Origin of the sequence: Lawsonibacter celer, assembly GCF_014281125.1 — a bacterium.
In the GTDB taxonomy this organism is placed as follows: Bacteria; Bacillota; Clostridia; order Oscillospirales; family Oscillospiraceae; genus Lawsonibacter_B; species Lawsonibacter_B celer.
This window is the reverse complement of sequence record NZ_JACOEA010000002.1, coordinates 295,585-309,958: the sequence shown is the minus strand read 5'-3', so window position 1 is coordinate 309,958 and position 14,374 is coordinate 295,585. Positions and strand designations below refer to the sequence as shown.

General features: G+C 61.3%; 16 protein-coding genes. 1 reads left to right on the top strand and 15 read right to left on the bottom strand.

What is annotated here, in order from left to right; genetic code table 11:
- Positions 1-66: 66 nt before the first annotated feature.
- Positions 67-660 carry a rubrerythrin gene (gene rbr, locus H9Q75_RS06270; RefSeq protein ID WP_186565318.1) on the bottom strand — a complete coding sequence of 198 codons (594 nt, stop codon included), beginning with the start codon at positions 658-660 and terminating at the stop codon, positions 67-69.
- Positions 661-680: 20 nt separating this feature from the next.
- Here rbr and H9Q75_RS06265 point away from each other — a divergent pair, with 20 nt between their 5' ends.
- Entirely contained in the window at positions 681-863 is a 183-nt protein-coding gene (locus tag H9Q75_RS06265) for a ribbon-helix-helix domain-containing protein (RefSeq protein ID WP_341480913.1), read from the top strand.
- Positions 864-890: 27 nt separating this feature from the next.
- Here H9Q75_RS06265 and asnS read toward each other — a convergent pair whose 3' ends face one another.
- The 14 genes from asnS to rpoN form a co-directional block, all read right to left on the bottom strand.
- A complete protein-coding gene (gene asnS / locus H9Q75_RS06260; RefSeq protein ID WP_186565316.1) occupies positions 891-2,285 on the bottom strand; it encodes an asparagine--tRNA ligase in 1,395 nt (464 codons plus the stop codon).
- Between the two features lie 79 nt (positions 2,286-2,364).
- Positions 2,365-3,183 (bottom strand): DUF3021 family protein, encoded by an 819-nt coding sequence (locus tag H9Q75_RS06255; protein ID WP_186565315.1) that lies wholly within the window; start codon positions 3,181-3,183, stop codon positions 2,365-2,367.
- Between the two features lie 18 nt (positions 3,184-3,201).
- On the bottom strand, positions 3,202-3,636 hold the full coding sequence (locus H9Q75_RS06250; RefSeq protein ID WP_186565314.1) for a LytTR family DNA-binding domain-containing protein: 435 nt from the start codon (positions 3,634-3,636) through the stop codon (positions 3,202-3,204).
- 95 nt (positions 3,637-3,731) lie between these two features.
- Positions 3,732-4,502, bottom strand: a complete 771-nt coding sequence (locus H9Q75_RS06245; RefSeq protein ID WP_186565313.1) for a hypothetical protein — start codon at positions 4,500-4,502, stop codon at positions 3,732-3,734.
- A 63-nt stretch (positions 4,503-4,565) separates the two neighbouring features.
- Entirely contained in the window at positions 4,566-6,290 is a 1,725-nt protein-coding gene (locus tag H9Q75_RS06240) for a sensor histidine kinase (RefSeq protein WP_186565312.1), read from the bottom strand.
- A 225-nt stretch (positions 6,291-6,515) separates the two neighbouring features.
- Positions 6,516-7,184 (bottom strand): response regulator transcription factor, encoded by a 669-nt coding sequence (locus H9Q75_RS06235; RefSeq protein ID WP_186565311.1) that lies wholly within the window; start codon positions 7,182-7,184, stop codon positions 6,516-6,518.
- A gap of 25 nt (positions 7,185-7,209) precedes the next feature.
- The gene (gene phoU / locus H9Q75_RS06230; RefSeq protein WP_186565310.1) at positions 7,210-7,854 is read right to left on the bottom strand and encodes a phosphate signaling complex protein PhoU; all 645 of its coding nucleotides are present in this window, start codon (positions 7,852-7,854) and stop codon (positions 7,210-7,212) included.
- Positions 7,855-7,957: 103 nt separating this feature from the next.
- The gene (pstB, locus tag H9Q75_RS06225) at positions 7,958-8,719 is read right to left on the bottom strand and encodes a phosphate ABC transporter ATP-binding protein PstB (RefSeq protein WP_186565309.1); all 762 of its coding nucleotides are present in this window, start codon (positions 8,717-8,719) and stop codon (positions 7,958-7,960) included.
- A gap of 45 nt (positions 8,720-8,764) precedes the next feature.
- Positions 8,765-9,664, bottom strand: a complete 900-nt coding sequence (gene pstA / locus H9Q75_RS06220) for a phosphate ABC transporter permease PstA (protein WP_186565308.1) — start codon at positions 9,662-9,664, stop codon at positions 8,765-8,767.
- A gap of 7 nt (positions 9,665-9,671) precedes the next feature.
- Positions 9,672-10,538 (bottom strand): phosphate ABC transporter permease subunit PstC, encoded by an 867-nt coding sequence (gene pstC, locus H9Q75_RS06215; RefSeq protein WP_186565307.1) that lies wholly within the window; start codon positions 10,536-10,538, stop codon positions 9,672-9,674.
- Between the two features lie 88 nt (positions 10,539-10,626).
- Positions 10,627-11,514 (bottom strand): phosphate ABC transporter substrate-binding protein, encoded by an 888-nt coding sequence (locus H9Q75_RS06210; RefSeq protein WP_186565306.1) that lies wholly within the window; start codon positions 11,512-11,514, stop codon positions 10,627-10,629.
- Between the two features lie 220 nt (positions 11,515-11,734).
- Entirely contained in the window at positions 11,735-12,385 is a 651-nt protein-coding gene (locus H9Q75_RS06205) for an HAD family hydrolase (protein WP_186565305.1), read from the bottom strand.
- Complete coding sequence (locus H9Q75_RS06200; protein ID WP_186565304.1) at positions 12,360-12,932, bottom strand: sugar O-acetyltransferase; 573 nt, start codon at positions 12,930-12,932, stop codon at positions 12,360-12,362. The genes H9Q75_RS06205 and H9Q75_RS06200 overlap by 26 nt, the downstream gene beginning before the upstream one ends.
- Positions 12,925-14,298, bottom strand: a complete 1,374-nt coding sequence (rpoN, locus tag H9Q75_RS06195) for an RNA polymerase factor sigma-54 (protein WP_186565303.1) — start codon at positions 14,296-14,298, stop codon at positions 12,925-12,927. The genes H9Q75_RS06200 and rpoN overlap by 8 nt, the downstream gene beginning before the upstream one ends.
- Positions 14,299-14,374 lie beyond the last annotated feature (76 nt).

Below are 14,374 nucleotides of genomic sequence, written 5' to 3'. Positions count from 1 at the left end.
GTGCGCCGTCCCTCCCTTTTGGCTTTATTTTAGCACAGGGGAGAGGCAACGGCAAACTTTTTCCGCTTATTCGAAAGGGGCCAGCTCCCAGCGGACAAAATAGCCCTGTGGGTGCTTGCAGACCGGGCAGAGGGCGGGGGCCATGGTGGCGTCGATGATCTGCCCGCAGTTGAGGCACATCCACTTGACCTCCACATCCGAGAAAAAGAGTTTGTCCGCCTCCAGCAGATCCGCGAATTTGCCGAAGCGGTCGCCGTGGGTCTTCTCAATATTGGAGATCATGGTGAAGATGTGGGCGACCTCCGCAAAGCCCTCCTCGTGGGCGATTTTGGCAAAGCCCTTGTAATCGTGGTCCCACTCCTGGTACTCGTTATGCTGGGCGGAGCGCAGGTGCTGGAGCACGTCCGGGTACAGCTCCACCGGGTAGGTCCCGTCCACCTTCAGGTTTTGGCCGGACACCTGCTGAAGCAGGCTGTAGAACACCTTGGCATGGGCTTGCTCCTGGTTGGCCGTGAAGGTAAAAACACCCTCGATGACCTGAAGGTTCTTCTTTTTCGCCAGACCGGCGGCAAAGGTATAGCGGTTGCGGGCCTGGCTCTCCCCGGCAAACGCCCGCATCAGGTTGAGCCTGGTCTCGCTGGTTTCAAAGGCTACAGACATGGTTTTCCCCTCCTGTAATCATGGATAAGAAAAGTATGCCCGCAGGGCAGAACTGCCATACGGAAAATTTTGCGGCACAGGACGGGTCTCCCCCCCTCTCAGCGCTGGGGGGGGGGGGGGAGACCCGTATCCCCAAGTCCCGCGTTTTGGACGAGGCGATTGAGAATCTGCTGAAAAAGTATGAAAAAAGACTGGCTGATTGAGCATCAGCCAGTCTTTTGTTCTTCTTTTTAAAACTCCGCGTTGCCCACAGTCCTGGGATGGGGCAGGACATCGCGGATGTTGGAGATGCCGGTGAGGTACATCACCATCCGCTCGAAGCCCAGGCCGTACCCGGCGTGCTTGCACCCGCCGTAGCGCCGCAGGTCGCAGTACCACCAGTAGTCCTCGGGCTTCATGCCCAGCTCGCGGATGCGGCCCTCCAGCACGTCCAGCCGCTCCTCGCGCTGGGAGCCGCCGATGATCTCACCGATGCCGGGCACCAGGCAGTCGGCGGCGGCCACGGTTTTGCCGTCGTCGTTCAGGCGCATGTAGAAGGCCTTGATCTCCTTGGGGTAGTCGGTGACGAACACGGGGCGCTTGAAAATCTGCTCGGTGAGATAGCGCTCGTGCTCGGTCTGCAGGTCACAGCCCCAGTCCACCTTGAAGTCAAACTTGTCGTTGACCTTCCTGAGCAGTTCCACCGCCTCGGTATAGCTCACCCGGCCGAAATCGGAGGAGGCCACATGCTCCAGCCGCTCCCTCAGGCCTTTGTCCACAAAGGAATTGAAGAACGCGATCTCGTCCGGGCATTTTTCCAGCACCGTGGTGATGATGTGCTTAATCATGGCCTCAGCCACGTCCATGTCTCCCTGCAGATCACAAAAGGCCATCTCCGGCTCGATCATCCAGAACTCAGCGGCGTGGCGCTGGGTGTTGGAGTTCTCGGCACGGAAGGTGGGGCCGAAGGTGTATACGTCTCCAAAGGCCATGGCGAAGTTCTCCGCGTTCAGCTGACCGGAGACGGTGAGATTGGCCGGCTTGCCGAAAAAATCCTGGCTGTAGTCCACAGTGCCGTCCTCCAGCCGGGGCGGATTGTCCAGGTCCAGAGTGGTCACCTTGAACATTTCGCCCGCGCCCTCGCAGTCGGAGGCGGTGATGATGGGGGTGTGTACGTAGACAAAGCCCCGCTCCTGGAAGAACTGGTGGATGGCGTAGGCGGCCACGCTGCGCACCCGGAAGGCTGCGGAAAACAGATTAGTGCGGGGACGCAGATGCTGGATGGTGCGCAGGAATTCCACGCTGTGGCGCTTTTTCTGCAGCGGGTAGTCGGGCGTGGAGGGACCCTCTACTGTGATGGAGGCCGCCTTGAGCTCCAGCGGCTGCTTGGCGTCGGGGGTGAGCACCACCGTGCCGGTGACGGTCAGGGCCGCGCCCACATTCTGTCCGGCGATTTCCTTATAGTTGTCCAGGACGTTGGCGTCCATGACCACCTGGAGGTTTTTAAAACAGGAGCCGTCGTTGAGTTCCAGAAAGCCGAAGGTTTTCATATCCCGGATGGTACGCGCCCACCCGCTGACAGCCGCCTCTTTGCCGCCGAAGGCCTCCTGGTCGGCAAAAATCTGCGCGATTTTGGTACGTTTCAAAATGAATCCCCCTTGATTCGATTTGCAGTATCTTTTAGTATATCCGCTTTCGCCTGATTTTGCAACTGTCGGAGCGAAATTAGGGGGAATCGGGAGGGCGTTTGGAGCGCCGCCTGCTCAGTGTACCCACAAGATTTCCTACCAGCGAGGCGCTGAAAACGATTCCACAGTGGAATAATGCGCTGCTGTTATACAAAATGAAAACCATTGGCAGGTAGCAGGCCGCGCACAGCGCAGCATAGAGGGGGCATACCCCCTGCCGCCGCCCCAGGGACAGCCCGGAGAAAAAACCACCCGCGGGCAGCAATAGAAAGGGCAGCAGCACTCCGGTGAGCACGGGCACGTCGGCTGGGTCTAAGACGCGCAGAACGGCGGGCAGGGCGCAGCACAGCAGCAGGGCGAAGGGGAGATAGGGCAGCGTCTCCCTCCACTTCAGTGGCGAGGGGCCGGGGGAGAGGCCCAGGGCCCGGCGGAGCCGGCGCACCTCGCTGTACCAGCCCACCCAGCGGCCCAGCCAGATGAGGGCATAGAGCAGGGCGAAGGGGACAAGAAAGAAGGGTAACTCAGCGGCCCCAAAATTCAGGAGAGCCCAGGCCGACAGGGTGAGGGCCATCAGGGCGCAGTGGAGTGAGGAGCGCCGCAGCAGGGAGGCGCCATCGTCCGCAAAGGGCAGGGTGGCCACGGCGGTCTCCGCCCCAAAGGCAAACCAGAGGACGGCCCCCAGCACGGCCCCCAGGGCCTCGGGCACGCGGCTGCTGTAGCAGAAGGTAAAGGCAAACTCCAAAGAGCCGCCGAAGAGGGCGCCCGGCTGGGTCAGGAAAGATAAAAGCAGGTATCCGGCCACCCCCAGGGATCCTCCGATCAGGATGCGGGAGCGCCGCCCTGTCCCTGAAGTCATGGAAATCTCCCCCCTCCTTTAAAGCCCTAAGGCCTCTTTGATCTTCTTTACATACCGGCGGGAGGCGTAGCACACCGTACCATCCGTCAGTTTCAGCCGGATGGTGCCCGTGAGGGAGAGATCCAGGGCCGCGACCTTCCGCAGGTTGACGATCTCTGAGTTGGAAATGCGCACAAACGTATGGCGGTCCAGCTTGCCCTCCAGCTCGTACAGCCGCTCCTTCAGGTCCAGCACACCGCCGGCGGTCTGAACCCGCACCCCTTTGTTCTCCCCGTAGCAGCGGAGAATGGCCTCCGCCTCCAGGGGGACGGCGGAATTTCCCTGCCAGCCGGTGAGGACGCCGCCTCCCTCCAGCCGGGCGGCCAGAGCCCGCACCTCATCGGTGAGGGCGGGGGCGGTGATCACCGCGGACACCTGCGTGCAGTCCGGGTCAATGCGCACCTCGACCTTCATCCGTTCCCCACCCCCCTTACCCCTACTATAGCGCAAAAAGGGGCCGTCTGTCCACGGCTTTGGAACAGACGGTCCCTATCGCGGGATATTTGGTTTCAGGAAATGGCCTCGGCGCCCACCTCGTAGGTCCAGGTCCCGTCAGAGGCCTGACGGGCAGTACAGTCCAGGAAAAAATAGGCCCCCAGGCCGCTGGCCCATTTTTCCGCCTCAAATCCGTCCTCCGCCGAGCCGGAGATGGTGAAGAGACAGCCGTTTTCCTTCCAGGTCAGCTGCTCTGCGTCGATATAGCCCTCCTCCGCCAACTCCTCCCAGGTGGCCTCCAGGGGAACGATGCCGTGCAGCTCTCCAAAGCGCCAGGCCACGGCGGATTTCTCCGCTTCGCTCAGGTCGGTCACGCCGGATAGGTCCACGCCCAGCTGGGTGAGGCCTGTGTTCAGGCCAGGATCCACCGCCCACAGGTCCTCCAGAACCTGGAGATAGAGGCCGCAGCGGTCGTCCCGCTCCGTATCGGTATGCTCCACCTTGGCCAGCCCGCCGAACTGGGCGGGATAGCTCTCCAGGGTCATCTCAAAGTACACGTTGATCAGATCCCCGTCCAGAATGGGGGCGTCCAGGTCCAAATCCCCGGCACCCAGAGAGTAGACCGCGCCCGGGCCGCCGTCGTTTTCCGCCAGGAGCATACAGCAGCTGTCATAGTGATCCACCACCCGGTAGGTGGCAAACCAGGGCGGCTCATGCACAGGTCCGACGAGAGGCGAGGAGGTAGCCGCGGGGGTCTCCGGCGGCGCGGCCGCTCCATTGGGCTCGGCGCAGCCGGCCAGAAGCAGGGCCAGGGCGGACAGCAGACAGAGTATGCGCAGCTTCATAAAAATCCCTCCTTTGCTCTTTTGGACGCAAAGGAGGGATTTTTGTTCCGCAGGAGGGGAAATTTATCCCGCCAGGGGCAGGGTGATGGTAAAGACGGAGCCCTTGCCTACCTCGCTCTCCAGCTTCAGGCTGCCGCCGTAGAGGCGGACGATGTGCTTGACAATGGCAAGACCCAGGCCTGTGCCGCCATTTTTGCGGGCCCGGCCCTTATCCACCCGGTAGAAGCGCTCGAACACACGGGCCTGGGCCTCCTCCGGGATGCCGATGCCCGTGTCGGCTACGGTAATCACCGCCTGGCCGCCCGCGGGAGAGATGGTTACATCCACCCGGCCGCCGGGCTCGTTGTATTTGATGCCGTTTTCCATCAGATTGAGCAGCAGCTCCTTCAGACGGCTGAGGGGCAGGGGCACCACGGCCTCCTCACCGGTGACGGAGAGGGTGATTCCCGCGTTTTTCGCCGGAATGGCCAGCAGCTCGGCCGTCTCCTTGGCGGCGGACAGGGCGTCGGAGCGGTCACCGCTCTGCTCAATGGCCACGGACTCCAGCTCGGAGATCTTGAGGATGTCATTGATCAGGTCGATCAGCCGGTCCACCTCTACCCCGATCATGGTGATAAAGCGCTTCTGATCCTCCGGGTCGGCCACCATGCCGCTGGAGAGCATGTCGGTAAAGCCCTTGATGCTGGTCAGCGGGGTCTTCAGCTCGTGGGAGACATTGGCGGTAAACTCCGCCCGGATGCCCTCCGCCTTTTTCAGCTCAGTCACGTCGTTGATGAGGATGGAGGTGCCCACCCGCTGACTCTCGTACTGGCGGCCGGTGACCGGGGTGATGAACATGCGTAGGCTATGGGCCTGCTCGGTCAGCGCGTCCACGTCCAGCACCACGGCCGCGTGCTTTTCCTGGGACTCGGCAATGGCGTCCCGCAGGCGGCGGGAGCGGGTGAGCAGCAGCGCGCCGTTTTCCTCCCCCTCCGGGATGCCGAACAGGGAGCGGGCGGCCCGGTTGACGGCCAGCACCTTGCCCTCCTCGTCCAGCAGGAGGAGCCCCTCGTCCATGCAGTCCAGGATCAGCCCCACCTTGTCCCGCTCGGCGGTGATGGAACTGATGTAGCCGCCCAGGCGCTCCATGAGCTTATCAATATAGCGCAGGATGGGGCGCAGCTCGTCGTCCGCCTGGTACTCCTCCAGCGCGGGCTGACGGGTACCGTCCAGAACGCCCTGAAGGGCGTTGCCAACGGCGTTGAGCGGCTCCAGCACCTTGTTGGCCGTCCGGCGGGCCAGCACCAGCGTGAGGAGAACCCCGGCGATGGAGGCCAGCAGAAAGCCCAGGACGCTGTTCAGAGCCAGGGAGTTAATGGAGGACAGGGGCATGGCCGCCCGGCCCACCATGCCGTCGGCAAAGCGCTTGGACACATAGAGCATGTCGGTGTCCAGCGTGTCGGAGTGGCGGGTGGCCTCACCCCAGCCGGCGGCGCGGGCCAGCTCCACCTCGGGACGGCTGCCGTGGTCGTCAAGGGTGGAGGCGTCAGCGTCGGTGTCCGCAAGCACGGTGCCGTCAGTATCCACAATGGTCAGACGCTTTTCCGGAGCCGCCTGGATGAACTGCTCCACCACGCCCTGGGGGTCGGTAATCGCGCTCTGGGCGTCCATGAGGATGAGCAGTTCCTGCAGGGTCTCCCGGGCGGCCTCGATTTCGCGGCCGCGGAACAGCAGAATCCCCACAATGTTGGAGATGAGCAGGGCACACACCACGGTGAGCAGCGTGGCCCCAATAATACGTTTCTTCATAATGACTCTCCTAAACAGAGAAACTTGTAAACCGCGCCGCATTTCCGCCGTAGGCGGCGGCCACAACCCCTCCGGCTGTGCCGGAGAGAGGGGGGTATCGAGTTTAGTGTGCCGCAAAGCGGCGCGCTGAACTCGTATCTAGGGTCGAAGCTGCCGAGGGCAGCTTCGACCAAAAGTAAGCGCAACCACCTCTTACAGCGGAACGAAGTTCACCCTTGGACATTCTCACGGCATCTTATACCCCACACCCCGCACGGTTGAGACCACGTCCTCTCCCAGCTTTTGGCGCAGAGCCTTGACGTGCATATCCACGGTACGGGTTTCACCGGTGTAGTCATAGTCCCATACGGACTGGAGAATCTCGTCACGGGTGAGGGCCACGCCCCGGCGGGTGGCCAGCAGGCGCAGCAGCTCGAACTCCTTGAAGGTCAAATCCACCAGCTGGCCGTCCTTGCGGACCTCCCGGGCCGCCGGGTCGATCTCCAGATGGCCGCAGACAATCGCCTGATCCCCCTGCCGCTTGGTGCGGCGGAGCACTGCCTTTACCCGGGCCTGAAGCTCCATGATGCCGAAGGGCTTGACCACATAGTCGTCGGCGCCGTTTTCCAGACCGGAGACCCGGTCCATCTCAGCGGTGCGGGCGGTCAGCATAATGGCCGGTATGTCCTGCGTATCCGGCCGGCTCCGCAGGGTGCGCAGGATTTCCAATCCATCCATGCCGGGCAGCATGATATCCAGGATGTACAGCGCGGGTCCGGCCAGGCCCTTTTCCTTGTCGAACATGGCCTCGCCGGACTCATAGGCGCGCACCGCGTAGCCCACGGATTGAAAATAATAGCGGAGCATTTCACGGATGCTCTCGTCATCCTCCACCACGACGATGGCTTTGGACATGGAATCACTTCCTTTTTTGGTCGATTCAGCCAACCAGTTCCCCGGTGACGCAGAAGATGGCCCACTGGGCAATATTGACCGCGTGGTCCGCGATGCGCTCCAGATACTTGGCGATGATAATCAGGTCAATGGCGTGGTCCGCCACCTCCCGGTTGGATACGATGAGCTCCACCAGCTCGCCCTTGATGGTGAGGAACAGGTGGTCCACTTCATCGTCCAGGGCGGCCACCGCCTTGGCGGCGTCGGCGTCCCGGTTGACGTAGGCGAAGATGGAGCGCTTCACCATGATCGCGGCCTTCTGGCTCATGGTCCGGATGTCGGCCAGGGTGCGGGTCTTCTGCTGTGGGGTGAGCAGCAGGGAGATTTCCGCGATGTTGGCACATTGGTCGCCGATGCGCTGCAGGTCGGTCACCATTTTCAGCGCGGCGGAGATGGTGCGCAGATCCCGGGCCACCGGCTGCTGCTGCAGAAGCAGGCGCAGACAGCGGTTTTCAATGTCCCGTTCCATCTGGTCCATGCTCTTGGTCATCTCAATGGCGGTCTTGGCCGCTTCGTCGTCGCTGGAGGAGAGGGATTGGGTCACCACGTCGATGGCGTCCTCAGCGGCGGCGGCCATGTTGATCATTTCAAAGTTGAGCTCCTGGAGCTCGCTGTCAAAGGTTTTTCTCATTTCATCAGACCTCCCGTCGTCAGGGCGGGCCGCAGATTGTGCAGCGCGCCGGGGGCGGCACGGCTTACACATTGCCCCGCTCATTTTTACATCAAATTTGCGATCAACCGAACCTTCCGGTGATATAGTCCTCCGTGCGCTTGTCCCTGGGGACGGAGAAGAGCTGGGTGGTGTCGCCGAACTCGATCAGGTCGCCCAGCAGGAAGAAGGCGCATTTGTCGCTGACGCGGGTGGCCTGCTGCATGTTGTGGGTGACGATGACGATGGTGTACTGCTGCTTCAGATCCGCGATCAGGTCCTCGATTTTGGAGGTGGAGATGGGGTCCAGGGCGGAAGTGGCCTCGTCCATGAGCAGAATATCCGGCTCCACCGCCAGGGCGCGGGCGATACAGATGCGCTGCTGCTGGCCGCCGGAGAGAGAGAGGGCGGACTTCTTCAGCCGGTCCTTGACCTCGTCCCAGATGGCGGCGCCCTGCAGGGACTTTTCCACAATATCGTCCAGCTTGCTCTTGCTGCGCACGCCATGGGTGCGGGGGCCGTAGGCCACGTTGTCATAGATGCTCATGGGGAAGGGGTTGGGTTTCTGGAACACCATGCCGATCTGCTTGCGCAGCCAGGTCACATCCACGGAGGAGTCGTAAATCTCCTGCCCCCGGTATTGGATGGAGCCCGTGATCTTTACGTTGGGAATCAGGTCGTTCATGCGGTCCAGAGATTTGAGAAAGGTGGACTTGCCGCAGCCGGAGGGGCCAATCAGGGCGGTCACCTGGCGCTCCGGAATGTCAATATTCACATTTTTCAGAGCGTGATGGGCGCCGTAGTACAGGTTCATATCCCGGGTGGAGAGAATAATGGTATCGTCCATAGGAAAAGCTCCTTTTGTCTTGTCTATATAGGATCGCAACGACCGTCAGCGCTTCTTCAGCCGGCTGCCCACCACCTTGGCGGTCAGGTTGATGATCAGTGTGAGAATCATTAGAATCGCGGCGATGGCAAAGGCTACGTCAAATTCCGCGCGCTCCTTGGCATATACATACAGGGCCACGGTCAGAGAGGCGCCGGAGCTCTGGGTCAAGCCCTGCCCGGTGAGGGCCAGGCTCTCCCCCAGATTTCCGGTCCAGGTAAAAAAGCGGTTGAGGGACATGCCCATGCCGGCGGTGAACAGCAGGGCGGCGGATTCGCCCACGATGCGGCCGATGGACAGGATGCAGCCGGAGACAATACCGTCAATGGAGGAGGGGAGCACCACGGTGCGGATCATCCGCCATTTGCCGGCGCCCAGGCCCAGAGCGGCCTCCCGATAGGACTGGGGCACGGTTTTCAGAGACTCCTGGGTGGTGCGCACGATTGTGGGCAGGGTCATGATTACCAGCGTCAGGGAGCCCGCCAGAAGAGAGGATTTGAGAGAGAGAAACTGACAGAAGAAAAGCATGCCCACCAGGCCGAAGATGATCGAGGGGATACCGGTCAGTGTCTCGGTGGCAAACTCAATGGCGGCTACCAGCCGGCGGTTGCGGGCGTACTCGGTGAGGTACACTGCGGCCCCCACTCCCAGGGGCAGGATGATGATCAGGGTCACCACCACAATATAGACGGTGTTGAGAATATTGGGCAGGATGCCGATGGTGTCCTTAATATAGCTGGACTCCGTGCTGAGAAATGTCCAGGTGATGTGGGGCAGACCCTTGACAAAAATGTAGCCGATGATAAAGACCAGCAGGACGCAGGTCAGCGCGGCACAGAAATAGAGCAGAAAGCGCAGCGTTCGGTCATATACTTTCCGTCTCCCGGACAGCGGTTTCATTTCCATCAGTATATCACCCCTTTTTCTTTTTGAGAAGAGAATTCAAAACCACGTTGATCAGCATGATAAAGAGGAAAAGGACCAGGGCGATGGAGAAGAGCGCTTGGCGCTGCAAGCCGGAGGCATAGGCCATCTCGCTGGCCACCGCGGTGGTGAGAAAGCGGACGGAGGCAAACAGACTGGGCATATTCGCCACGTTTCCTGCCACCATGATGACGGCCATGGCCTCGCCGATGGCCCGGCCGATGCCAAGTACGATGGAGGCGGCAATACCGCTGGAGGCCGCCGGGACGCTCACCCGGAATACGGTCTCAATATGGGTGGCGCCCAGGCCCAGGCTGGCCTCCTCATACTCGGAGGGGACCGCCTTCAGCGCCGTCTCGGAGACGCTGATGATGGAGGGGAGGATCATCACCGCCAGCACAAGGATGGCGCAGAACAGGCTGGCCCCGTCGGGCAGGTGGAACGCCTCGCGCACCGCGGGTACCAGCACCATCATGCCGATCAGGCCGTAGACCACGGAGGGAATGCCGGCCAGCAGGTCCACCGCCGTGCGTACCACGGCCGCCGGCTTGGAGGGGGCGATCTTGGCCAGAAAGACGGCTGTCATAAAGCCCACCGGCACGCCCAGAAGGATGGCCCCGGCGGTGCCGTAGATGGAGGTGAGGATAAAGGGCAGGATACCAAAGGAGGGCTCGGAAGCGGTAGAGGCCCACTTGGTCCCGAACAGGAACTCCACCAGACCAATCTCGCGGATCGCGGGCAGACCGGAAATGATCAGATAGACGGTGATGAACAGGACGAAGACGACCGTGATGAAGCCGCACAGGAAAAAGAGCATGTTCATAAACAGTTCCAACGGTCGGAGCTTTTGTTTCATGGCAGATAACCGGCCTTTCGTAAATGGTATAATCATGCCGAATGCCCCCTCGTGATCGAGGGGGCGCTTCGGAAAGAGAGGGACTTTTTTACTTGGCCACGGGCACCGCGCCGGCGCCAGCGATCAGGTCGGAGGCGTCTGTGGAGGTGGCGAACTCGACGAACGCCTGAGCGGCATCGGAGAGAGGCGTGCCCTCGCTGGTGATGAAGTTGAAGTTACGCTGAACTGCGTAGCTGCCGTCCAGAACGGTCTCCTCAGTGGGAGCCACGCCGCCCACGGTGACGGCCTTCACGGTCTCATCCACAGCGGACAGGGAGGCGTAACCGATGGCGTTGGGGTTGGAGGCCACGGCGGCAATCACCTCGCCGGTGGAGGTATATTCGTTCTGATACTTGCAGGCGTCCTTGGTGCCGGTGATGGACTCGAAGCCGTCGCGGGTGCCGGAGCCACCCTCACGGCCCATAAAGACGACCTGGCCGTCATTGCCGCCAACCTCGGACCAGTTGGTGATCTCACTGGTAGCCAGCTTGGCAATCTGCTCCACGCTCAGGTCGGCCACGGGGTTCTCGGGGTTGATGATAATGGCGATGCCGTCCTTGGCGACGGTAATCTGGGTGACGCCGGTCTCGGTGTCCTTCAGATCACGGCTGGCCAGACCGATGTCGGCGGTGCCGTCCTGGGCGGAGGTGATGCCGGCGCCGGAACCGCTGCCGGTGTACTGGACCTGAATGTTGGGCTGGACTTCCTTAAAAGCCTCGATGAGGGAGCCCATCACCTTCTCCATGGAGGTGGAGCCGTTGGTTACGACCGTGCCGGACAGAGTGGCCGGCTTGCTCTCCTGAACGGGAGCGCTGGAGCCGGGGTTGCTGCTGGGGGAGGGGGTGTCGGCAGTGCCGGAGTTGCTGCTGCCGCAGCCGGCCAGCATGCCCACGCACAGAGCGGCGGAGAGCAGCAAGGTAAGGGTACGTTTCTTCATTCTCTTCAATCTCCATTCATGATTTGTCATAAAAATTGTTCTTTTGGGAACACTAACAAGTATATCTGCCATTTGTAAAGTTGTCCCTCAGAGAAATGTAAAGTGTGTGTAAAGGGACGGACGAAGATAGGTTGCCCAGTTTACAAATAAAAAAGCCGCCTGCAGAACTCTGCAGGCGGCTTTTTTATTTGTAAAGCAGAGACGGCTGTGGGCCGGACGGCTACAGCGCCAGCCAGCGCTTCAAATCCCACAGGTCGGGGGCGATGTGGACAAAGGGGAATGGAGCAAAGTCGGCGGCGGGAGTGGTCCCGTTGAGCACCGCGCAGAAGGGGACGCCGGCCTTTTGGGCGGCTCCGGCGTCCAGTACCGTGTCGCCGCAGTAGAGCGCCTGTCCCGGCGCCAGGTCCAGTGTACGCAGGGCGGCAAGGAGGCCCTCCGGGTCCGGCTTGGGCCGGGCGACCAGGTCGCCGCCGGTCACCAGATCCAGTAGCGGCGCGATGCCGCAGTGCTCCACCACGCCCAACAGAGTGTCGGTGCGCTTGGTGCTCACCACGCCGGTGTGCAGACCGGCGGCCCTCAGGGCGGAGAGCAGCTCCACCGCGCCTGGAAAGAGACGGGTGCCGGTGATCTGACGGGGATTGGCCTGCTGCCGGTACAGTGCGCCGAACTGCGCCCGGCGCCCCAGGTCGGTGTCGCCGGTGAGAAGGGTGTACTCATCCTCCAGCTTGTGACCGATGGTGCGGCGCACCGCCTCCCGGCCGGGACGGGGAAGGCCCAGCTGGTCAAACGCATACCAGAAGCCCTCCACGATCACGTCGGTCGCGTCGCCCAGTGTATAGTCAAAATCAAAAAGCACCGCTTGAAGATCCATATGCTTCGTCCAATCTTCGAATGATTTTCGCGGGGTTTCCGCCTACCACGCAGCGGTCCGGCACATTCCGGGTCACTACCGCGCCGGAGGCCACCACCACGTCGCTGCCGATTACAACGCCTGGATTGATGACCGCGTGCCCTCCGATCCAGACGTCGTGCCCAATGGTGACGGGCCTGCCGTATTCCAGTCCCCGCCGCCGCTCCATGCCGTGGAGGGGGTGGGCGGCGGTATAAATGCCCGCATGAGGGCCGATGAGACAGTGGTCTCCGATGGTGACCGGGCACACGTCCAGAATAACCACCCCTGCGTTGGCGTAAAAATGGTCCCCCACCGAAATGTTGCGGCCATAATCACAGTGAAAACCGGCCTCTGCATAAAAATCCTCCCCTGTGTGGCCGAAGAGCTCCGCCAGCAGGGGAGAGGCCTGGCCGCCCTGCCGATTGAAGGCCAGCAGGGTCTGCCGGGCGTGAGAGGCCAAACGCCGCAGCTCCGGGTCCGACGGGTCATAGGGCTGCCCGGAAATCATCTTTTCCCATTCACTCATACTGTTTTCGGCCCGTGGTGCTGGGAATGTTCAGCTCGTCCCGGTACTTGGCCACCGTCCGGCGGGAGAGGGTGCAGCCCTGGGTGCTCATCAGTTCACACAGCTTCTGGTCGGACAGTGGCTTGCGCTTGTCCTCCTCCGTAATCAGTTTTTTCAGCAGGGCCTTGGCCGCATCCGGCGAGGAGACGTCTCCCGCCTGGCGGTCGGCGCCTAGGCTGCGGGAGAAGAAATAGCTCAGGGGATATACACCCATGGAGCACTGAATATACTTGTCCTTTACTGCGCGGCTTACGGTGGATTCGTGGACGCCCAGCCGGTCGGCCACATCGGCCAGGGAGAGGGGCACCAGATGGCCCGGCCCCTTGCGGAAAAATGCCTCCTGGAACTCTAGAACACATTCGGCGCAGGCCATCAGGGTGGAGCGGCGCTGCTCAATGGAGCGCACCACCCACTTGGCCTGACGCATCTTGCCGGTCAAATAGTCCCGGAGCTGATCGTCCTCCTGCTCCTCCTTCATCAGCTTGGTATAGTAGCCGCTCAGATGGAGTGTGGGAAAGAAATAGTCGTTGGTGAGCAGTTCAAAGTGGTCGGGAAAGCTCACCACAATAATGTCCGGATTGATATAGGTCAGGTTTTCACGGGCGGCAAAGCCGGTGCCGGGACGGGGGTTGAGCGAGCGGATCAGATCGCAGGCGTCCCGCACCTCCTCCGGCGTCACCTTGAGCTCACGGGCGATCAGGCCGTACCTGCTCTTGGAAAGCGGGTCCAGATATCCGTCCACGATCTGCAGGGCAAGGCGGTTGGTGGGGATACGGCGCACCAGCTGCAGGCGCAGGCACTCGCCCAGATTTCGGGCCCCGACGCCCGCGGGCTCCAGCGACTGCACCACGTCCAGCGCCCGCTCCATCAGCGCCTCGGACTCGTCCAGCGCCTTGGCCAGTGTGGGAATGTCCTCGTCCAGCCAGCCGTTCTGGTTCAGACTCTCCACCAGAAAAGCGGCCGCGTCCATCACTTCGGGCTCCAATTCCAATACCCTCAGCTGAGATAGGACATAATAATAGAGGCTTTCCTCCTGGTCCTCCGCCGTTCCATAGTTGCGCAGGGGGTCGTCCTCTTCCTCAGTATCCTGTTGGTGGTAGTAGCGGTTCTGTGGGTCGGTGGACTCCAGCCACTCCAGCTTGCGCTTGAGAGTGGAGAACTCATCCTGCTTGTCATAGCGCTCCGCGGGCTCCAGGACCGGATTTTCCTGTACCACTTCCTCAATGTACTCCAACAGCTCCTGAGAGCCCATCTGCAGAATCTCCATCGACTGCATCATCTGTGGAGACAGCGTCTGGGTCTGCTTTTGCGAAATATTCAGTTCCACGGTAAAAACCTCCTCCCTGCAAAGCCTCAAATTCATCGCAAAAGAGTATACCATGGAACTGCCTTTTGTTCAAGTT

Bases quoted from the DNA above. Each gene is read 5' to 3' on its own strand.
- rbr (WP_186565318.1), bottom strand. From the start codon at position 660: ATGTCTGTAGCCTTTGAAACCAGCGAGACCAGGCTCAACCTGATGCGG.
- H9Q75_RS06265 (WP_341480913.1), top strand. From the start codon at position 681: ATGGATAAGAAAAGTATGCCCGCAGGGCAGAACTGCCATACGGAAAAT.
- H9Q75_RS06255 (WP_186565315.1), bottom strand. From the start codon at position 3,183: ATGACTTCAGGGACAGGGCGGCGCTCCCGCATCCTGATCGGAGGATCC.
- H9Q75_RS06250 (WP_186565314.1), bottom strand. From the start codon at position 3,636: ATGAAGGTCGAGGTGCGCATTGACCCGGACTGCACGCAGGTGTCCGCG.
- H9Q75_RS06245 (WP_186565313.1), bottom strand. From the start codon at position 4,502: ATGAAGCTGCGCATACTCTGTCTGCTGTCCGCCCTGGCCCTGCTTCTG.
- H9Q75_RS06240 (WP_186565312.1), bottom strand. From the start codon at position 6,290: ATGAAGAAACGTATTATTGGGGCCACGCTGCTCACCGTGGTGTGTGCC.
- H9Q75_RS06235 (WP_186565311.1), bottom strand. From the start codon at position 7,184: ATGTCCAAAGCCATCGTCGTGGTGGAGGATGACGAGAGCATCCGTGAA.
- phoU (WP_186565310.1), bottom strand. From the start codon at position 7,854: ATGAGAAAAACCTTTGACAGCGAGCTCCAGGAGCTCAACTTTGAAATG.
- pstB (WP_186565309.1), bottom strand. From the start codon at position 8,719: ATGGACGATACCATTATTCTCTCCACCCGGGATATGAACCTGTACTAC.
- pstA (WP_186565308.1), bottom strand. From the start codon at position 9,664: ATGGAAATGAAACCGCTGTCCGGGAGACGGAAAGTATATGACCGAACG.
- pstC (WP_186565307.1), bottom strand. From the start codon at position 10,538: ATGAAACAAAAGCTCCGACCGTTGGAACTGTTTATGAACATGCTCTTT.
- H9Q75_RS06210 (WP_186565306.1), bottom strand. From the start codon at position 11,514: ATGAAGAAACGTACCCTTACCTTGCTGCTCTCCGCCGCTCTGTGCGTG.
- H9Q75_RS06205 (WP_186565305.1), bottom strand. From the start codon at position 12,385: ATGGATCTTCAAGCGGTGCTTTTTGATTTTGACTATACACTGGGCGAC.
- H9Q75_RS06200 (WP_186565304.1), bottom strand. From the start codon at position 12,932: ATGAGTGAATGGGAAAAGATGATTTCCGGGCAGCCCTATGACCCGTCG.